Here is a 21,399-nt window from a genome sequence, read left to right as displayed (position 1 = left end):
TAAAACTGGCTCAAAATCGAAATTTCAATTAGCCGCGTTGTCCAGCCAATAGATACAATACCGCCATCCGAACAGCAACTCCATTTTCAACCTGATCTAGGATAATGGAGTGTTCACTATCGGCAACATCTGAAGTGATTTCGACCCCGCGATTGATCGGCCCGGGGTGCATAATGGTAATTGGCTTATCCAAAGAATCCAAGATTTCTTTATTTAAACCATATAACATGGAGTATTCTCTCAAAGATGGGAAATAGGCGATATCCTGGCGCTCCAGCTGGATGCGCAACATATTTGCCACGTCACACCAATTCAGTGCTTTTCTCAGATCATGCTCCACCTTTACACCCAAAGAAGTGATATGCTTAGGAATTAATGTCGTTGGTCCGCATACCATGACTTCCGCTCCTTGTTTTTGAAGACATAGAATATTGGATAAGGCTACCCGGGAGTGGGTTATGTCACCAATAATAGCAACTTTACGTCCCGCTACATCGCCAAAGCGCTCGCGGATAGAGAAAGAGTCCAACAGCGCTTGTGTAGGGTGTTCATGTGCGCCGTCGCCAGCATTCACAATTTGTGCATCGACATGCTTACTTAAGAACACACCTGCTCCAGCGTAGGGATGCCGCATCACAATCATATCCACCTTCATCGCAAGGATATTGTTGACAGTATCAATCAAAGTCTCGCCTTTACTCACTGAAGAAGAAGAAGCCGCAAAATTGACGATATCTGCAGATAGTCTTTTCTCGGCAAGTTCAAAGGAAAGCCGCGTACGTGTTGAATTTTCAAAAAACACATTGGCGATGGTGATATCCCGTAGAGAAGGCACCTTTTTGATCGGTCTATTTAATACCTCTTTGAAATTACTCGCTGTATCCAGAATCAATTGGATATCTTGTTCATTTAGATCTTTGATTCCCAACAAATGGCGAGTACTTAATTGTTCTACTGCAGCTGACATTTTATAGTGTATTCAAGTATTTACTAATCATTTTTTAATTGAGTGTTCGTTCCCAAGGGCTTATTAGAACCTTCCGTTATTTTTTTACCGAACCGGATTTCTAATCATTAACCGAAGTTTTTTTCTCCGTGACCAAGATAATGCTATCTTGATCGTCAGATTCTTTCCAGTTCACAATGACTTTTTGTGAATCTATAGAATCAACCTGTATTCCAATGTAATCGGGTTGAATCGGAATCTGTCTGGAGAAACGACGATCGACTAAAACAAGCAACTCAATGCTTCTCGCTCTTCCAAAAGCCTGTACGGCATCCATGGCTGCCCGAATGGTGCGTCCAGTCCACAAGACATCATCAATAAAAATAACGTCTTTACCTTCTACAATAAAATTAATATTTGTACTATTTGCTAACAACGGGCCAGCATTACCTTTTGTACGGAAATCGTCCCGATAAAATGTAATATCCAGATCACCGACCAAGATCGGTTTTTCGATCATCCGTTCAAGTTCTTTGACGATACGTCTAGCTAAGAAAGTTCCTCTTGGTTGAATACCTATGACGACAGCATTTGAAAAATCACCGTGATTCTCAATCAATTGACGACATAGTCTTTGAATGGTGATTTGAAATTTTGGTCCGTCTAATAAAATCGACTGTTTCATTATGGGAATGTTTGAGCAAAGCTACACTTTTTTTAACAAAAACTATCGCTCGTTTCCCAATTAATTTCAATATTTCAATTCGTTCCCAGCATTAACTCTGAGACCTATAACTTTTAAAACAGCAGCTCATCAAAGCAGATAAACGAGCTCATTGGTTTCCATTATGGCGCCATACAGCACATATGAGTTTCGAGGGTACTCAGCATTTCAAAAAACAGAGGGACAGGAATCACGGCAGTATAAAGCAGATTAAATTTATCGCGGCTCATATCACCTATCCGGTGTAAAAAACACCGAAGAGATACACCTGTTTTAATCATTTTTCTTATTGCCCCTTGCGAAAAAATACACCGGCAGCCCTATCAATACCAATATAAAACCTGGCCAGGTATACTGCGGCTTGTAGATGATTAGCAGCACGCAAAATACCGTACCAATAAGCAGATAGATGATCGGTGTAAAAGGAAATAAAAACGTTTTGTAGGAACGTGCCAACTCAGGTTTACGCATACGCTGGATAATAACGCCCAGTACCGTAATCATGTAAAAGATGACAATAACGAAAGAGATCATATCCAACAGATTACCATACTGACCACTTAAACAGAGCAAGGATGCCCAGATCCCCTGCAACCATAATGAGCGGGCCGGCACATCATATTTATTGTTGGGGATAGCCTGTTTTAAGAACAAGCCATCTCTGGCCATGGTCTGAAAAACCCGTGCTCCGGAAAGCGCAAGACCATTGACACAGCCAAATGTTGATATCATCACCAAGATAGCCATCGCTATTGTACCAGTGTGCCCCAACATCTTTTCAGCAGCAGCAATTGCGACCCGGTCATTTGTTGCAAAGGCGATCTCTTCGCGGCTCAGCGCAGAAAGATAGATGTAGTTGCAACAGATGTATAAAAGCATGACAAGGCTGGTTCCGATGACGAGCGCACGAACCACATTACGCTGTGGATTCACAATCTCACCCGACACAAAGGTCACGTTTTCCCAGGCAACGCTACTAAAGACGGATCCCACCATAGCTGCTGCCAGCGCCCCCATTAAAGCGCCGCCGGAAATCCTCATCCAGCCCTCACCTTTCAAATTCTGAAAAGCATCCCAGCTGTACGCCATATTCTCCGAAAAATGGTTTTCTTTGATCAAAAACAGTCCGCCAACGATCAATAGAACCAATGCAATAATTTTTGCGGAGGTAAAAAAAGACTGCACCGACTTGCCGCTCTTGATTCCGCGGGTATTGATATAAGTCAGCAGGAGGATTACTCCCATGGCGAGTATCTGTATCCAGGTAATCTTAAACTCACCTCGCTGAAAAATCGGTGCCGCATCGTTCAATTGCGGAATTAAATAAGCGGTAAATTTACCAAAAGCAACCGCAACAGCTGCTATAGTACCTGTTTGGATAACTGTAAATAAGCTCCAACCATACAAAAAGCCAATCGGCTTTCCGAACACTTCTGTCAGATAAGTATATTGTCCACCAGCTTTGGGATACATCGAAGATAGCTCACCATAACAGATTGCTGCCGCTACAGTTGCTACAGCGGTCAATATCCATACTATCGCCAACCAGTATCCTGAGCCCAGTTGCCGCATCATATCACTCGATACAATAAAGATCCCGCTTCCGATCATCGAGCCCATGACCAGCATAATCGCATCCCACAATTTCAGTTGACGTTTCATCATAATATCAGGTTGGTTTTATGGCGTTAAGCTAAGAAAAAATAATCAAAAAAAGAGCTGCCCTCAGCTACATCCCATTCAAAAGATTATTTTTTTGAATAGGCACGGCCGAGGGCAGCTCCTTCTGATTGAAAGATGGTGTGAATATTATTCTACGCCATACTGTTGTTTATACGATTTCTCCAGTTCAGTCACCTGTTGCAGCAATTGTTTTTCCGAAGTGGAAGCCAATATACTTTTATAAGCACCTAGCGCCCTGAGAGCAGTTCCGATATTAGAATACTCCAATTCAGGTTTGGTTTGTGCAATATCCTGATACCAGCGCATGTTTTGCGTCATAAATTTCAGATTGCGATTGACAATCTCATTTGCACGCTTATTTTCACCAGTTTCGTACAACACATTGATAATCGGAATATACCCCAATATATCACGCATCAAGTACACGCGTTTTGGCATCTTCTCATAAGTTTCAACAGCAACTTTACGTGCCTCATCTTTATGACCTTCCATCATCAACTGCGTCGCCGTTCCCCCCATCACCGTATTGGTGATCATGGTGATCATGCGATAGGATTCAGGATCCAAATAAGAAGCATTCGCCATATTACCCCATTGATATTTCGTGGTAATATCTTTAAAAGCCGATTGTGTATCCACTAAAGTACCTTCAGATCCCGCAGGAGTCGCAATAGGCATTAAACGTAAAGCAAATCCTTCCTGGACCAGATATTTATCCAATCCAAGGTAGTTGTCGTTTGGAACGGTTGCCGCAAAATAAATCGGACGTTTCCAGTTATTGTTCAACAAAACGTTTAGGATCGACAATTCCGCTCTGGACACATAATTCCTATTGTAAGTCCAGCTCATGGTATCGACAATGGATTCTTGCCATGCCTTTGGAACTACATTATTTTGCAGTACAGCTTCCTTATTTACCGGAAGGCTAAAGTTTTTGGTCGGTAAAAAGTTCTCAAATTTACCGCCACGTAATTCCAGTTTATTTTTTTGGTCATCAGACAACAAGATCTGCATCACTAGATCAAGATCTACGTGACCCGGTACTTTCATATCTTGATAATAAAGGACCTCACGAACACCTTTTTTGAATTTTTCGTCATCAATATTGATCGGCAAGCCATCCGCCTGATTTACTTTTTGCTTCATCTGACGCATATACCAGTCAGAACTCAAAAGACTCAGGTTGACTACCCGTACATCGGGACGATAATTTTCAACTTCTTGTACATACCACAATGGATATGTATCGTTATCACCATAGGTGAATAAAATCGCATTTGGCGCACAGGAAGCCAAATAATTTTTGGCTAGGTCACGTGCTGTTGTTTTCTCCGAACGATCGTGATCATCCCAGTTCTGGAATCCCAGCAATACTGGAGCCCCCAGTAAACAGGCTGCTGTCGCAATACCTGCAGCCATCTTGCCATCCACTTTTTTACTTAAATAATCTGCAATCGCAAATACCCCCAAGCCGATCCATATCGCAAATGCGTAGAATGATCCCGCATAGGCATAATCACGTTCACGTGGCTGCAACGGGCTTTGATTTAGGTACAATACAATAGCTAGACCTGTAAAGAAAAATAGTAACCCTACGATTCCAGCATCACGTTGTCTCCGTCCAAAGTGCCAGAATGCACCGATCAAACCAATGATCAAAGGCAAGAAATAATATTTATTATTTGAAGGATCAGTTTTCAATGAATCGGGAATGGCGTTCTGCCCACCCACATGCATTTGGTCTACAGGTTTAGCGCCTGAGATCCAGTTGCCTTCAGTAAAAGACCCTTGTCCTTGTTGATCGTTTTGGCGACCAGCGAAGTTCCAAAGGAAATAACGACCGTACATGTGCCCGATCTGATAACTAAAGAAGAATTTCAGGTTATCCCCAAATGTAGGCGATTGTCCTTCAGGAATTTTCAAATAATCACGATAATACCCATCATGTCCATCCCGGTTACTATAAACACGCGGAAAGAGCATCGTCTTATCGTATTTATAATCCATTCCGTTCTCTACTTTCGTGTATTTATCCTTATCTTTTCTATAGGTATATGTCGGCACAGCATCTACGACCTGCGCGTCGAAAGTAGGACCGTTTAAAAGTGGTTCACTCGCATATTGTTCACGGCCCAAATAGCTTACGAAAGAAAAAGCATTATCCGGATCACTATTATTTAAGGTAGGGTTCGCTTTAGCGCGCACCATAATCATCGCAAAGGAACTATAGCCGAAGATAATAAATGCGGTGCTGATCAGAATCAGGTTCAACATCGGTTTTGCTTTCTTGATCGAGTACCAGATACCATACACAAAAAGAGCTACTACCAATATCAAAAAAAGATTAAATCCGGTACCGAAGCCCATGCCTAGACTATTCACAAAGAATAAATCAAAATAAGCAGCAGCTTTGACCGTATACTGAATGATACCCCATAAAATCAGAGCAAGCACAACGACACCGATCAGGAATGCTTTGGTTGCTCCCGAAGAAGTCACTGTTTTTGAGCGTTTAAAATAAATCACCAAGGCGATGGCTGGAATCACAAGAAGGTTCAATAAGTGAACCCCGATTGACAAGCCCATTACATAGGCGATAAAAATCAGCCAACGGTCAGAACCAGCCTCATCAGCATGATTTTCCCATTTTAATATCCCCCAAAATACAACAGCGGTACAAAGCGAAGACATGGCATACACCTCGGATTCAACAGCGGAAAACCAAAATGTATCCGTGAATGCGTAAGCCAATGCACCAACAGCACCTGAGCCAAATATTTTGATCAAGTCTGTTGCGGTATACGACTCGCCGACTCCTTTTGCAACGACTTTCTTCGCTAGTGCTGTGATCGTCCAGAACAAAAACAGAATCGTCAGACCACTACAGACAGCAGATCCCACATTCATCCAAAAAGCGATCCGTGTGACATCACCTCCGGCAAGATTGGAAAAGATGTTTTGAATCATTAAGAATAATGGTGCTCCTGGCTGGTGCACAATTTGAAGTTTAAAGGCTGAGGCAATAAACTCACCACAGTCCCACCAACTCGTCGATCGTTCGGCAGTCATGACATATGCTACTGTTGCAATGAGCGCACATATCCATCCTAAAAGATTGTTGATTTTAGTATAGTTCATAAAATGATAACTGTAAAAGTATTATAATACGGCTCGAAAATAAGGATAAGTTAATAAGAAATGAACTTTATTCTGATTTTTTAACACATATTAATTGAAAAAATTTCATTAAGCGATGCAATATTGGCTGTAAAGAAAGCAGGACAAAGGCATCCATCAGCTTGGCCAGGTCAATACCCCAACTAAAAAACAGCACCTATGTTTTAAATTTTAGGGCAAAACAAAAATTATTTCTTTGAAAATCAAGCCCAATGCACTTTACAGTACATTTTTATTTGCAGAAATAAGAATAGTCCGTATATTTGCATCATCAAATGTGAACGACATCATCACGATAACGAACACAATTGAATTGTTTGTCCGATAGTATAAGGGTAGTACGACAGTTTTTGGTTCTGTTTGTCTTGGTTCGAATCCAGGTCGGACAACAAACAATAGAAAAGGCTTGCAATCGCAAGCCTTTTCTGCGTTATATGCAAGGCTTATTATTTATAAAAGGGTTTAGATTTTTTTTAATTTGAATTTTGATTTTTAAAACAAATCTCTATCTTTGCGTCGTCAAAAAGAAAAAAACGGAAACGTTGGCTTTTTAGAGACATTGTCCGATAGTATAAGGGTAGTACGACAGTTTTTGGTTCTGTTTGTCTTGGTTCGAATCCAGGTCGGACAACTTTTAAAGTTAAGAGTATATGGATTGTGCAAACAATCCATTTTTTTTAATGTTTAACTTTAAAAAATATTAGGGAATAAAAATATTGAATAAACGACAATACAATAACCCAACATAAATATACAAAACCATGCCTTTGCAATTCAACACGGTTAAACTATTTGCAGGTTCTGGCACTACAGAACTGGCCGAAAAAATCGCACAATCTTACGGGAAACCTCTAGGAGACAAAACATTATCGCGTTTCAGCGACGGTGAGATTCAACCATTCTACAATGAATCTGTTCGTGGAGCCGATGTGTTTATCATCCAATCTACCAACCAGCCTACCGACAATCTTTTTGAGTTATTGTTGATGACTGATGCGGCAAAGAGAGCCTCAGCCCATTACATCACGGCGGTTGTCCCTTATTTCGGTTTCGCAAGACAAGATCGAAAAGACAAACCAAGAGTTGCCATTGGCGCAAAAATGATTGCCAATCTTTTAACAGCGGCCGGAATCCACCGTATCATGACCATGGATTTACACGCTGCACAGATCCAAGGTTTTTTCGATATCCCTGTTGATCACCTTGATGGCTCCATTATTTTTGTTCCTTACATCAAATCACTAAAACTTCCTAACTTGACCATTGCTTCACCAGATATGGGTGGATCATACAGAGCGCGTACCTTTGCTAAATTCTTCAATGCAGAAGTGATCATCTGTGACAAACGTCGTAAACGTGCGAATGAAATTGAGTCAATGTCTATCATTGGAGATGTAACAGGTCAGGATGTTGTATTGATCGACGATATCTGTGACACAGCCGGCACACTTTCGAAAGCTGCAGCGTTGATCATGGAAAATGGGGCAAGATCTGTAAGAGCGGTCTGTACACATGCGGTGTTATCAGGCAAAGCTTATGAAACCATTGAAAACTCGGTATTATCAGAAATGATCGTAACAGATACCATCCAATTGGATCCAGAAAAAGCAAAACAATCCACAAAAATTAAAGTATTATCTACAGCTGATCTGTTTGCAAAAGCAATTACCAGCGTCAACCAACATACATCTATCTCTGATTTATTTGACGTAGAATAGTATATAGTATATAGTATTTAGATATTAGTATTGAGACTCTGGTATGGTAAGCCTTCGGCTGAAATACTGGAGTCTTTTTCTTACCCCCTCAATATCAATAGTTTTTTTTTGATAATACCAAAATTTAAATTATCTTTGCACCTCAAAATTTATAAAAATTAAAAGATGAAATCAATTGCTATTAGCGGTTCTGTAAGACAGAACGTAGGGAAAAGAGATGCAAAAGAATTACGTTACCAAGGTTTAGTACCAGCAGTACTTTACGGAGGTAAAGAACAAACTGCTCTTTCTGTATCCGCAGCTGATTTGAAACCAGTTCTTTACACTGCTGACGTTGTAATCGTAGAATTAAACGTTGATGGTCAAACAAAAAGAGCTATCGTTCAAGACGCACAATTCCACCCATTGACAGACCTAGTTACTCACGTTGACTTTTTAGAATTATTTGATGACAAAGAAGTATCATTGAATATTCCTATCAAATTAACAGGAACATCTCCAGGTGTTAAAATGGGGGGTAAATTAGTTCAAAAATTACGCAATTTACGCGTAAAAGCATTACCTGCTAACTTGCCACAAGAAATTGAAGTACCAATGGAATCTCTAGAAGTTGGTAAATCATACCGTGTAGCTCAAGTTCAATTGGACAACGCAAAAGTATTGAACAATGCTGACGATACAATCGTATCAGTTATCATGTCCCGTGCATTGCGTCAAGCTGAACAAGAAGCAGCTAAAGCAGCTAAAGGTGGTAAAAAATAATCTGAACAAGATTCTTAAATACTACAGAAAGCACCGAAATTCGGTGTTTTTTTGTTTATTAAATTTTTATTTTTGCATCATGAATTATCTTATCGTTGGATTGGGGAATATCGGCAGTGAATACGCTGACACACGACATAACATTGGCTTTATGGTTGCAGACGAATTGGTCAAACAGGCTGGTGCAAGCTTTTCTTTATTGAAATTAGCATACTACAGTGAATTTAAACAGCGAGGGCACAATGTAACTGTCATCAAACCGACTACCTATATGAACCTTAGTGGCAAAGCGGTCAATTATTATATGCAGCAATGTAAAGTGCCTATCCAGAATGTATTGGTGATCGTCGATGACTTAGCGATCCCATTTGGTTCTTTACGTATGAAGCCTAAAGGCAGCAGTGCTGGCCACAATGGACTGAAGTCCATCGAGCAGCTTTGTGGTGGACAGGTATACCCTCGCCTACGTTTTGGTATCGGAGATAATTATCCCAAAGGCAGACAGGTGGACTATGTCCTTGGCCCTTTTGACAAAGATGAACAAGCAGAACTTCCGGCTTTAATTGATCATTCTGTCAAAATGATCCAAAGCTTTGTCAATATCGGCATTGAGTTGACAATGACCAATCTGAATACAAAATAAAAGGTGCATTAGTCCCTTTTATTTTGTATCCCCTACAGCGAGCTATTGTTACTATCCCTTGTCACGGGCAGCATCAGCACGTTTTCTTTCGGCATCAAGCTCAGTCTTGATTATTTTCTTTATCTTTCCATCCAGTGGTTCCCCATCTCCCTTCCTCTCATTCAATTCCCCCGCTTTTTTCTTTGTCGTTATGAGAATAACACCATTCGACCCTGCTGTACCATAAAGAGTCGTTGCACTTTGATTTTTAAGAACTTCGATGGACTCAATATCTTCGGATTTCAGATCATTGCGATCTTTAGGCTGCACCTGACCGTCAACAACAAACAATGGTTTTTCTTTTCCCGATAAACCACGGAGCCGGATGCCATTGATATTCCCTGGTTCTCCATCTACCTGCGCGTATGTTGCTGTTTGTGCTACAAATTTCGCAGTTTTCCCTGGGCTATCGTTTTGGGCAGCTTTTCCCTCAGAGGTTATCGTTTTAGGATCATTTCCCTTGTCACCCTTTTTATACCCCACTACAGTAATTACCTTCTCATCTGGGCTATTTTCTGATTTGAGTTCCTTAGAAGCTTTACTGACCTTATCTGGATTTTCCCTTGCCCATTTTTTTGTGGTCACTTCAATGACACCATTTTTCCCATCTTCACCATATTTTGCCCGAGCAGCTGCATCTTTGAGAACATGAATACTCTCAATGTTATTAGGGTCGATATCTTTTATATCCTGGGAGCCTATTCGTGTACCATCAACCACATACAAAACATCGGCAGGATACATTACTGCCTTATTTCCGCCCACAGAATCCTTTTTGACGGTAAAGCCCGCCACCTTACCTTGAAGGCCATTTTCAGATTTCTTAGTGGCATTTCCACTTTTGGTAGTCAATAGTAAAACTCCATTTTTAGCCTTCTCACCATAGATTGCTGTAGCAGACTTATCTTTTAAAACTGATATAGATTCGATCTCTTCTGGAGCAATTGCATCCAGTTCTTTTTTGCTAACAACTACGCCATCCAACACAAACAGTAGATTCCCAATGACATCTGAAGTACCTCTGACTCTCAAAGAACCAATCTGATCGCTTAATAAATTAGCTACTTTTTTAGTGCGAACTGTATCAATCTTAATCTCATTCGATCCAAAAGCTTCTTTCACCAACTTTCCCGTTTCGCCAACCATTTTTACGGGGAGTGGTACATCTTGCTGTTGGCCTACATCCAATTTTAAAAGCGTAGTTTCATTGACCTTTTCAACGATACCTTCGATATTCCCCTCTGCTTTACTTACGGTAAAAGCCGCGCCTGCAAGTAAGAATACAGGCAATAAGAAGGCATATTTACTCAGTTCTATTTTGGATGACCTTTTCTTGTTCATCATCATAATTCGACGTTTTAATAGTTTAAAATTAAATTGATTGCTCAACCCGATTGAAGTGCCCTTTTTGGACACATTCAACAGGCTATATTGGTACGTCTGTTTGTCAATTCCTTTATTGAGCACCTGTTGATCAGTCAGAAACTCCAAATTTTGGCGAATGGCCCTGCGCATGAACCAGACGAAAGGATTGTACCAACAGCACACCAATATGATTTCAAACAATAAAATATCCAAGCTGTGAAGGCCTTTCACATGAATATCCTCATGCTTAAAAATATCATTCAGTTCAGCATCCATATGCTGTCCCTTATTGACATAAATTTTATTCAAAAACGAAAATGGCACAATAGGGATAAACACATTCCTAAAAAAATACGTCGTCCACTGATCGGCTTTGGAATGCAGATGAATCCTTAATAGGCTGAATAACTGGAAAACAAATTTCAACAATAGAAATGCCGCACCCAACATAAAAACCAACTCTACCAACCCACCCAGTGTCAACCGTTCTTGCACATCCTGTTCTTCCATATAAAATGAAATCTGTTCACCGACTAGCCCCATGTCCAATCCACGTCGTACAAACAGCGATTTTAAATCCAAAAACGGATATATAAAAGCAAATAATCCACCTATTAAAAAGTATGCCCTATTCAATGAATAGAAAGTTAAGCCTTTCAATAGCCCAACATAACCCAAGTAGATGATGCTCAACAGCAGATTGACTTGTATGATATAGGTTAGCAGATTTTCCATCGCATTAAGATTTGTTATTTTTAATCATATCCATGATTTCCTTGAGCTCGTCCTCGGTTAGCTTTTCCTCTTTCACGAAAAAAGAAACCATCTCTTTATAAGAATTTTTGAAATAATCACCTACAAAAGAGTTCATAAACTTCGCTTTATAATCCTGCTCACTTACCATAGGTTCGTAACGTTTTGCATTGGCATAACGAACAGCTTTCACAAAGTCCTTGCGCTCCAAATTCTTTACAGTTGACGCTAAAGTTGTATATGGCATCTTCTCCCCTTTAATATTATCGAGAATCTCTTTGATAAAACCTCCATTTAGGCTCCAGATAGATTGCATCGCCTGTTCCTCTTGTGCTGTTAACTTTTCCATGTCTAAATCTTTCTTTACTAATCTTTCACTAATCTACGAATTATTCGTAAATACAAAAAAAAATATATTACATTTTCTAATGATATCCTTCTAAACAGCATCTAAAGCCACGATTCTTTGTAACGTTACAATATGAATCATTAGTTGACGTATTTAAAATCAATCCCATCGAATATAAGATGACTGGCCGAAAATTTGTTATACCTTGTTTTTTATTTTAACTTTCAACTGTATATAATTTTATTTTGGCGACTTGACAGGACGCATTATGATGAAAACATACATGTTCAACTGTGCTAAAAATGAAACTTTAAACAGAAGTAATTCAAAACAAATACAACAAAAAATAAATGGCTAAAAGCATCAAAGCGATCAAATGCCCGCACTGTGGCAGCATAAAAGTCAGCACAATACGTCCCGACTATTACAAATGTGATAGTTGTGGAACAGAGTTTTTTTTAGATAGTGATGACATCAACATCAATCACAATTACAACTATCCACGGAACAATACAGATCAATATAAAGCTATCCGAATCGTATTGTTTGCCGTTGTAGGCTTTATTGCACTCATGTTCGTTATTGGTGTATTGAGTTCTATATTCTCTAAAAAACCAGAACCGAATTATTCGACTTATAGCGCGTCCAACACTGCAGACAAAAAAGAAGAAGCTGAGCCGTTGGAATGGAATTATGCAAGCAACATTTTATTTCTGGACAAAGATAATTCTCCACACGTCGTCGTTGTGGGCAATGTCGGAACTTTCAGGAAGCGATTTGACGAGGGCAAAGACAATAAAGTATATATCGGATTATTTGACCCCAAAACTGGCAAAAAGGAATGGGTAAAGCAGCTGATGGAAACGCCCGTCGAGTTATCAAGTAGCGACGTTAAATTACAGGTATTTGAAGACCAAAACCTTTACATCATCGTCAAATCCAAGTATATCTATCAATTGGACAGAAATAGCCTAACCTACAAAAGTGTCCTTGAAAATTATGTCAAAGATGCACCGGCACTCAGCACTGGCATTGCCAAAGTTGAATTTAAATACGAGGACTATGGCTCTGCCTATCAAATTATCAACAATGAAGGACAAAACTTAGCTTATTATCCGCTGATTAACAAATCAATTCCTGACAAACAACTCTACGATGAAAGGAGAAAAAAACTCCCTAATCCAACGACAAAAACGGAATTCACTTTTTCAAGTAAATCTAGCTCCTATCCAGAGGAAAAAATTCAGTTAATTCAGTACAATTATTACTATCAATATGGCTACCCAAAAGATAGCCCGCGCTTTTCCTGGGATAAAGATTTTGGTGGATCGGGTATTTTTACCGACCGCGATCCCTACAAAAAGGTACTGATCAATCCATGGCAAATTAAGGGAGCCCGCCTGATTAGTTTTAAAGACTTTACACCAGGTAGGCTCTATTTTCAGCCCGTCGTAGTTGCTCAGAGTGACAAAACGCTTCTGATCGCGTACAAACCAACACCTGCGGAAGATGATCCGCTACAGATCCAGCTATTGGATATATCGACCGGTGCGATACAGAAAACAATCACCACAGACCTTAAATCTATCTATGGAAATGGCTGTCTACTCAAAGATGGTTTTATTGTCAAAGGGTCAAGCGACTATTATTATTTTGACAATAGCGGAAAACAGATCAATAAATTCGAAGGGTATAATCCCAAATTCGACACATTAAATTAAACATTATGGGACTATTCAATCTTTTTAACAACCAACTATCAGAGGTCATTGAGTGGAAAAATCAAGACCCCCGTTTATTATGGTATAAATTTCCTTCCGAAAGAAATGAAATTAAAAATTCCAGTAAACTTATTCTTGCCCCGGGACAGGGCTGTATCCTTGTTTATGAAGGGAAAGGTGAAAACCTCCTTACGGAGGCAGGTACCTATAATTTAAAAACAGATAACAATCCTTTCTTCACCACATTAGCGCGATTAAGACAAAATTTCGAGTCAGAGCATAAGCTCTATATTTATTTCTTTCGTACAGCTGCCATTGTCAATCAATCGTGGGGAACGGGAAATCCAATCAAATATATTGACCCACAGTATAATCTGCCGGTGGAAATAGGCTTGAACGGTACTTTTTCTTACGTCATCAAAGAGCCGGTACATTTCTATAAAAATATCGTTGCCAATCAAAACACAGTTAACACAGCTGTTATTCAAGATATTATTAACAACCGGATTCCGCAACAGATTGTCGCACAGATTGCGCAGAAAAAATTGGGTTACAACGAAATCGATAGTCAGTTATCTATTTTATCCACGGATATCAAAACAGCGGTCGAACAGGATTTTAACGATCTTGGTTTAGCTATTACAGATTTTAAAATCTTAGGTACACAATTTGACTCAAATACACAACGTCGAATTGGTGAAATCGCTGACTTGACGACACAAAATCAAGCCGCACAGCAAGCAGGTTTGAGCTATGTGGAATTGGAAAAATTACGCGCGCTCCGGGATGCAGCTAAAAATGAAGGTGGCCTGGCAGGCATTGGCGCACAACTAGGTGTGGGCATGGAGCTGGGCAAACAATTTGATCTTCAAAAAGAAGAGATCAAAGACAATATACAAGCAGAAGGAGATTTTGTCGAAAAGCTACAAAAACTACAATTGCTACTGCGCGAAAACATTATTACACAGGACGAATTCGACCTGCTCAAAAAACAGATTCTCAACAAAATATAACCTATCATGAAATACATCTTTGGTATATTATTCACACTGGTTATCCTATTCGTGGCCACCTATTTTTTATTGGGGCTTTGGGGTATCCATTTTTTGGATGCTGAAAATTTCAGCAAAATTTTATGGACAACAGGAATTCTCACCTTAACATCTATTATTTTGGTATGCTTCGTCATCTTACCTTTTTTTGGTTCAGGCAAAAACGGAAAATATGAAGACAAGGGAAAAGTTGCCCAACGAAAAATAGATTAATATTTCGGACATAATAAGATAGTGTTAAATTTGAATAAACTATTTGCGTATTTAAGTAAATTGTTATTCAATATTATCCAAAATGACGCAATGATGTCATTTAAATTCCAAAAGAACTTTCAGTTTTAAATATCAAATAGTTAAATTTGTGAGATTAGCATACAAAATCAGATATAAGATAATATATAAACATGTCAGATAAAGCATCTATAAATTTAGACGGCACTTCTTATGACCTTCCGGTCATTGTCGGTACTGAAAATGAAAAAGCAGTTGATATTTCCAAATTAAGAGATCTAAGTGGATTTATTACGTTAGACCCGGGATACAAAAACACGGGCGCAACAAAAAGTGCGATTACTTTCCTTGATGGTGAAAAAGGCATATTGAGATATAGAGGATATCCAATTGAGCAGTTGGCAGAAAAATCGACTTTCTTGGAAGTTGCTTATTTGTTGATCTACGGAGAGCTTCCGAAAAAAGAGGTATTGGAAAAATTCAGAGCTGACATTAAAAAGCAAATGATGATCCACGAAGACATGAAAAATTTCTTCGCAGGATTCCCTTCCAAATCCCACCCGATGGGCCAACTTTCTTGTTTAGTAGGCGCATTATCTGCATTTTACCCTGAATCTTTAAATCCAAACTTAACAGACGAAGAAGAAGATCAAACGATCATCAATCTTTTGGCTAAAATGCCAACGATTGTTTCCTGGATTCAAAAGAAATCATTAGGTCATCCGGTCGTTTATCCTAAAAATAACTTAGGTTACATAGACAACTTCTTAAACATGTTATTCGGCGAGGTTAACGACGAAAAAACATTCGATCCTGTTGTTATCGACGCCATGCATAAATTGCTTATTTTACATGCTGATCACGAACAAAACTGTTCTACATCAACAGTTCGTATCGTAGGTTCATCTAATGCCAACCTTTACGCATCTGTTGCTTCAGGTATCAATGCATTGTGGGGGCCATTACATGGCGGTGCCAACCAGGCTGTAATTGAAATGTTGGAAGCCATCAAAAATGACGGCGGTGATGCAGAAAAATACCTTGCAAAAGCAAAAGACAAAAATGACCCATTCCGTTTAATGGGATTCGGTCACCGTGTATACAAAAACTTCGATCCTCGTGCTAAAATCATCAAAAAAGCATGTGATGATATTTTAGAGAAATTAGGCGTTCAGGATCCCGTATTGGACATCGCCAAAAAACTTGAAGAAGCGGCATTAAATGATCAATACTTTATCGATAGAAAGCTTTATCCAAACGTCGATTTCTATTCAGGTATTATCTACCGTGCATTAGGCTTTAAAGCAGATATGTTTACCGTGTTATTTGCTTTGGGTCGTCTTCCGGGATGGATCGCACAATGGAAAGAAATGCGTGAAAACAAAGAGCCAATCGGCCGTCCAAGACAAGTGTATGTTGGACATACAGAACGTAATTATGTTGAGTTCTCAAATCGTTAATTCGATTTATCTCCATAAAAAAAGCATCCTTAGGGATGCTTTTTTTATGGAGATAAGGCTTACACAAGCAAAATCTTCATACTCAAATCTAAATACTGATATCTTTAATATGTCACGATAATCTACTTGTTAAGTATATTTTAATTTTTCCCTCTCGAAATTCCTTGTTTTTCGTTAAGTTTGCGTATTCATTGGACGCTTATTAAAAATCATTATAAATAAGACTTGATAGATACAATACTACATATCTTGGTTCCCATTGCTATTTTTACCTTTATAGCAGCATTTACCTTATTTGCAGTATATGCCGAACGTAAGATTGCCGGGTTTGTCCAAGATCGTCTCGGGCCAATGGAAACTGGAAAATATGGTAGTCTCCAGACCATAGCCGATATCCTTAAATTGCTTCAAAAGGAATTAATCACCCCTTCTTTAGCCGATAAAATTCTCTTTAGAATTGCCCCAGTTATTATTTTCGTAGCAGTCTTTACTGGGTTTGCAGTTATTCCTTGGGCCAAAGATTTTATTCCGGCCAATACACACACGGGACTATTCTTTATCATGGCTATTATCTCCATTGATGCATTGGGAATCCTAATGGCTGGCTGGGGATCGAACAACAAATATTCACTGCTTGGATCCATGCGTGCAATTGCCCAAATGGTGTCTTATGAAATACCGGTCGGGCTCTCACTGATCACAGTAGTAATGTTAACACAGACCTTAAACCTCAATGAAATTGCTATTGGTCAAGGTATTCTGACCAACGGAAGCATCAAGTTTTTAGGTTTTTGGGAAGTCAATGAGATTGGTGGATTCTTCGCCTGGAATATTTTCCAAGCCCCACATTTAATAGTGACCTACATCATATTTTTTATCGCAACACTTGCCGAGTGTAACCGGGCTCCCTTTGATATTCCGGAAGCGGAATCCGAATTGGTTGGTGGTTTTCATACGGAATATGGCGGGATACAATTTGCCTTTATTTTCCTTGCTGAGTATGCCATGATGTTTTTGGTCTCAATGTTGGGCGTAGTCCTTTTCCTGGGTGGCTGGAATACACCGCTCCCTAATATCGGCGCGATACGATTGGCAGACTGGACAACAGGCCTCGCCTGGGGAATCTTTTGGACCTTGGCCAAATCATTATTCATTGTGGGGATACAAATGTGGATTCGGTGGACCCTCCCCCGTTTGCGTGCAGATCAATTGATGAGCTTATGTTGGAAGGTATTGACCCCGTTAGCTTTTGTTTGCATGGCCATTTCGGCCATTTGGAGAATTTTAATTATAGCATAAGATATGATATTTAAAACCGCTTCTCACGCATTTCGTACAGCAATCAAAGGACTATCTTTGACTGTGAAACACTTGTTTGGCGCTCGACGTTCGCGTCAGGAATTAAATATCAAAAACGACAATTACTTTGACCATCAGGAAGGGATCGTCACGGTACAATACCCTGCCGAAAAAATGCCTATTCCCGAAGTTGCACGTTATCAATTGCAAGTGGATATTGACGATTGTATCGTGTGTGATCTCTGTGCCAAAGCATGTCCTGTAGATTGCATTGAAATTGAAGCAATCAAATCTCCAGAAGCGATCGGAAAGACTTCAGACGGTAGCGTCAAACGGTTATATCCGGCCAAATTCAATATTGACATGGCCAAATGTATGTATTGTGGCCTATGCACTGTTGTCTGCCCTACCGAATGTATTGTCATGACCAACGAATATGATCGTAGTTCGCAGAAGTTGACCGATCTGATTTATGGATTTTCGGATATGACCGACGAACAGGTTGCGCAGCGCAAAGCTGAATGGACACAGTTTCAAGCTGAAAAGGAGGCAGCAAAGCAAAAATAAGAACATGGAAATTATTTTATTTTATGCCTTCGCTGTACTGGCAATCGGATCTGCGCTTCTATTGGTCAATCTTAAAAATATAGCCCGCGCCCTATTTTTATTTTTTATTGTCCTCTTTGCAATGGCGGGCCTCTACCTCTTTGCCTTAGCAGATTTTGTAGCCATCACGCAGATCATGGTGTATGTAGGCGGTGTACTGATCCTCATGCTATTTGCCTTTATGCTTTCCAACAAAGAGCTTCTGAAAGATCTTAAGGACAGCAGTGGCACCTTTCTCAGTATGCCCCGATGGCAAGCAATTGTATTAAGCTTGGGTTTTCTGATCCTCATGATTTTTGGTATACGGGAATGGCAGCAATCCCCACCCACATGGATTCAGCAAGCCCGGGAAAATAATACCGAGATTATTTCAACGGATAATAATATTCAGCAAATTGGCTTACGATTTATGACCTTTTATGTATTGCCATTTGAAGTCATATCAGTTTTTTTGATGATGGCGCTTATCGGAGCATCGCATTTATCCAGAAAGGAGCGCGATAGATGATCACACTAACACATTTTTTGGTTGTTAGTGCCTGCATATTCTGTATTGGCCTTTATACCGTACTTTCAAAGAAAAATGCCATTATGATCTTAGTAGGTATCGAACTGATGATTAATGCGGCTATTCTAAATTTTGTAGCTTTCGGTAAATACGATAAAGTCAGCTATGGCGGCCAGATTTTCGCCTTATTCGCCATTGTCCTTGCTGCCGCAGCAGTTGCAGTTGGATTAGCATTGGTTTTGAATGTCTATAGACACTATAAAACCATCAATCCGGATGAAATCAATGAATTAAAAGATAAGTAAGATTGGATCCAGTTGCTCACATATCACCCATATACACCGCGCTGCTTGCAGTAGCCACACCGTTTATTGCCTTTTTATACCAATCGATGGCTGGCAAACGTGATCAGTCAGGAATCATCTCCCTGATCGGCATTGCATGTAGTTTTATATCCGGCGGACTCACTTGGCTCGCCATCTGGAATCATCCGACCGTATCTGCTGAGATCAACTGGTTCACCATTGGTGCTTCTACTTTTAAGGTAGGCATCCTATTGAATAACCTGAGCGCACTTATGCTGTTGCTGGTTCCTACAGTCGCCCTTCCCGTACATATCTATTCGAGAGCCTATATGAAAGGAGACCCGGGGATCCATCGCTACTGGATGTATCTTAGTCTCTTCTGTTTTGCTATGCTGGGACTGGTGGTTATGGACAGTCTCTTGCTCATGTACATCTTCTGGGAATTGGTCGGCTTCGCCTCTTACCTCCTTATTGGTTTTTGGTTTACACGCGAAACAGCTGTACAGGCCAACAAAAAAGCATTTATAGTAAACCGCATCGGAGACCTTGGTTTTCTGATTGGTTTAGCAATCATATTCACGCAATTTAAAACGCTCAATCTGATTGATCTTTTTGGCGAAACGGGATTGATCTATCAATCTGCTGTCACCAATGGACAATGGGTCTCTCCGGTGAACAGTATGGATCAGATTTGGCTCACAATAACAGGATTGGCATTTTTCCTTGCGGCCATGGCTAAATCAGCTCAATTTCCTTTACACGTATGGCTGCCAGATGCCATGGAAGGGCCAACATCGGTATCTTCGTTGATCCATGCCGCCACCATGGTCGCAGCAGGTGTATTTTTGCTGGCAACCGTATTTCCGTTATTCAACGAAAGTGCATTGCTATTTATCGCTATCATAGGTACGATCACCGCGGCATCCGCAGCTTACTTTGCATTAGGTCAATATGATATAAAGCGCATCCTTGCCTTTTCAACCATCTCCCAATTGGGCTTTATGATGGTCGGAATCGGTATTGGAACTTGGGATGCTGCGCTATTCCATTTGGTCACACACGCCTTCTTTAAATGCTTATTATTCCTGTCTGCGGGAGCCATTATCCATGAGATGGCACACCTCAAAACACATAGCCAGCTTGATTTTGACCCGCAGGATCTTCGAAATATGGGCGGACTAAAAAAATACATGCCCAAAACCTTTATCCTGATGAGTGTCGCATCACTGGCACTTGCAGGGTTTCCACTCACATCAGGTTACCTTTCCAAAGATAGTATCGTGATATCTTCCTTTGAATGGGCTTTATCAAAAGGTGATTTTTACCTCATTATACCAGTTAGTCTTATCGTCATCAGTATACTGACCGCATTCTACATTGGTCGCTTAATCTTTAAGGCTTTTTTAGGCGATTTTCGCATCATGGATCAGGTCAAGGACAAATTACATGGTGCTCCCCTGCACGAGGCCTCAAAAACCATGTTGATTCCGATGTTCATATTGGGTATCTGCTGTCTATTCCCGCTATTTTCTCTCAACCCAGTATCTTATCATGACTCCTGGTTGATGGATGGTCTATTATTGGATGAATATACGTTTGCACCATGTCACAGCGCACACTTGATTATTCCGTTGATCTTATTGATCGGTTCGATTATCAGTTGGGTAGTAGGTTGGAAATGGTACGTACAACATACCTATTCACTTAACACCAATAGTTTGGCGCTGAAAGCGGCATTCAACCAAGGTTATATCAATGAACTCTATCAATGGATCTTTGTTGATGGTACACTGAAAATAGCACGGTTCTGTTATTGGTTTGACCGTTATGTGGTAGATTCACTAGTTGCTTTTATTCAGTTTATCGTCCTATCCCTCTCCAGATTGAGCGTGTGGATAGACAAATATATTGTAGACGGTTTTGTCAATGCTGTTGCTTCTGTTGCCTACTGGACTGGCAACCAGGTTCGCCTGGTACAGAACGGCAAATTACAGACTGCATTGTATTCCGTTTTTCTATTCGTTTTACTTGGTTTAATTTATCTTATATTTTTTTAGG

At 40.0% G+C, this 21,399-nt stretch carries 18 protein-coding genes; 12 read left to right on the top strand and 6 right to left on the bottom strand.

The genetic code is table 11. The features are described 5' to 3' along the window. Positions 1-28 precede the first annotated feature (28 nt). The 4 genes from HMAT_RS16750 to HMAT_RS16735 form a co-directional block, all read right to left on the bottom strand. A complete protein-coding gene (locus tag HMAT_RS16750; RefSeq protein WP_104383972.1) occupies positions 29-967 on the bottom strand; it encodes an aspartate carbamoyltransferase catalytic subunit in 939 nt (312 codons plus the stop codon). A 100-nt stretch (positions 968-1,067) separates the two neighbouring features. Continuing rightward, the gene (gene pyrR / locus HMAT_RS16745; protein WP_104383971.1) at positions 1,068-1,631 is read right to left on the bottom strand and encodes a bifunctional pyr operon transcriptional regulator/uracil phosphoribosyltransferase PyrR; all 564 of its coding nucleotides are present in this window, start codon (positions 1,629-1,631) and stop codon (positions 1,068-1,070) included. A 312-nt stretch (positions 1,632-1,943) separates the two neighbouring features. Next, positions 1,944-3,335 carry an APC family permease gene (locus tag HMAT_RS16740; RefSeq protein ID WP_233789401.1) on the bottom strand — a complete coding sequence of 464 codons (1,392 nt, stop codon included), beginning with the start codon at positions 3,333-3,335 and terminating at the stop codon, positions 1,944-1,946. A 144-nt stretch (positions 3,336-3,479) separates the two neighbouring features. Beyond that, positions 3,480-6,491 (bottom strand): DUF2723 domain-containing protein, encoded by a 3,012-nt coding sequence (locus HMAT_RS16735; RefSeq protein WP_104383970.1) that lies wholly within the window; start codon positions 6,489-6,491, stop codon positions 3,480-3,482. An 800-nt stretch (positions 6,492-7,291) separates the two neighbouring features. On the opposite strand from HMAT_RS16735, the gene HMAT_RS16720 reads away from it, so the two are divergent. The 3 genes from HMAT_RS16720 (at position 7,292) to pth (ending at position 9,653) form a co-directional block, all read left to right on the top strand. Next, positions 7,292-8,248: a ribose-phosphate pyrophosphokinase gene (locus HMAT_RS16720; RefSeq protein ID WP_104383969.1), complete on the top strand. Its 957-nt coding sequence runs from the start codon at positions 7,292-7,294 to the stop codon at positions 8,246-8,248. 165 nt (positions 8,249-8,413) lie between these two features. Further along, the gene (locus tag HMAT_RS16715) at positions 8,414-9,010 is read left to right on the top strand and encodes a 50S ribosomal protein L25 (protein WP_104383968.1); all 597 of its coding nucleotides are present in this window, start codon (positions 8,414-8,416) and stop codon (positions 9,008-9,010) included. 79 nt (positions 9,011-9,089) lie between these two features. Continuing rightward, positions 9,090-9,653, top strand: a complete 564-nt coding sequence (pth, locus tag HMAT_RS16710; RefSeq protein WP_104383967.1) for an aminoacyl-tRNA hydrolase — start codon at positions 9,090-9,092, stop codon at positions 9,651-9,653. Between the two features lie 51 nt (positions 9,654-9,704). Here the strand turns inward: pth and HMAT_RS16705 are convergent, their stop codons facing one another. Both HMAT_RS16705 and HMAT_RS16700 read right to left on the bottom strand, forming a co-directional pair. Next, positions 9,705-11,792, bottom strand: coding sequence for a TonB-dependent receptor plug domain-containing protein (locus tag HMAT_RS16705; RefSeq protein ID WP_104383966.1), 2,088 nt, complete (start codon positions 11,790-11,792; stop codon positions 9,705-9,707). Positions 11,793-11,796: 4 nt separating this feature from the next. Beyond that, on the bottom strand, positions 11,797-12,159 hold the full coding sequence (locus tag HMAT_RS16700; RefSeq protein ID WP_104383965.1) for a BlaI/MecI/CopY family transcriptional regulator: 363 nt from the start codon (positions 12,157-12,159) through the stop codon (positions 11,797-11,799). A gap of 350 nt (positions 12,160-12,509) precedes the next feature. Between HMAT_RS16700 and HMAT_RS16695 the strand changes: the two genes are divergently transcribed. The 9 genes from HMAT_RS16695 to HMAT_RS16655 all read left to right on the top strand — a co-directional run bounded on the left by HMAT_RS16695 (position 12,510) and on the right by HMAT_RS16655 (position 21,398). Further along, entirely contained in the window at positions 12,510-13,880 is a 1,371-nt protein-coding gene (locus HMAT_RS16695) for a hypothetical protein (protein ID WP_104383964.1), read from the top strand. Positions 13,881-13,885: 5 nt separating this feature from the next. Further along, on the top strand, positions 13,886-14,893 hold the full coding sequence (locus HMAT_RS16690) for an SPFH domain-containing protein (RefSeq protein ID WP_104383963.1): 1,008 nt from the start codon (positions 13,886-13,888) through the stop codon (positions 14,891-14,893). Between the two features lie 6 nt (positions 14,894-14,899). Then, entirely contained in the window at positions 14,900-15,145 is a 246-nt protein-coding gene (locus HMAT_RS16685) for a hypothetical protein (protein WP_104383962.1), read from the top strand. Between the two features lie 191 nt (positions 15,146-15,336). Further along, the gene (locus HMAT_RS16680; RefSeq protein ID WP_104383961.1) at positions 15,337-16,623 is read left to right on the top strand and encodes a citrate synthase; all 1,287 of its coding nucleotides are present in this window, start codon (positions 15,337-15,339) and stop codon (positions 16,621-16,623) included. 225 nt (positions 16,624-16,848) lie between these two features. Continuing rightward, positions 16,849-17,922 (top strand): NADH-quinone oxidoreductase subunit NuoH, encoded by a 1,074-nt coding sequence (gene nuoH / locus HMAT_RS16675; RefSeq protein WP_104383960.1) that lies wholly within the window; start codon positions 16,849-16,851, stop codon positions 17,920-17,922. A 3-nt stretch (positions 17,923-17,925) separates the two neighbouring features. Continuing rightward, positions 17,926-18,489, top strand: coding sequence for an NADH-quinone oxidoreductase subunit I (locus HMAT_RS16670; protein WP_104383959.1), 564 nt, complete (start codon positions 17,926-17,928; stop codon positions 18,487-18,489). A gap of 4 nt (positions 18,490-18,493) precedes the next feature. After that, positions 18,494-19,036 (top strand): NADH-quinone oxidoreductase subunit J, encoded by a 543-nt coding sequence (locus HMAT_RS16665; protein WP_104383958.1) that lies wholly within the window; start codon positions 18,494-18,496, stop codon positions 19,034-19,036. After that, positions 19,033-19,341 (top strand): NADH-quinone oxidoreductase subunit NuoK, encoded by a 309-nt coding sequence (nuoK, locus tag HMAT_RS16660; protein WP_104383957.1) that lies wholly within the window; start codon positions 19,033-19,035, stop codon positions 19,339-19,341. Before HMAT_RS16665 ends, nuoK begins: the two co-directional genes overlap by 4 nt. Positions 19,342-19,343: 2 nt before the next feature. After that, positions 19,344-21,398: an NADH-quinone oxidoreductase subunit L gene (locus HMAT_RS16655; RefSeq protein WP_104383956.1), complete on the top strand. Its 2,055-nt coding sequence runs from the start codon at positions 19,344-19,346 to the stop codon at positions 21,396-21,398. Position 21,399: the final 1 nt, after the last annotated feature.

The organism is Sphingobacterium sp. HMA12 (genome assembly GCF_002933815.1).
Lineage (GTDB): Bacteria > Bacteroidota > Bacteroidia > Sphingobacteriales > Sphingobacteriaceae > Sphingobacterium.
The sequence above is the reverse complement of the archived record's forward strand: the minus strand, read 5'-3'. Positions and strand labels throughout refer to the sequence as shown.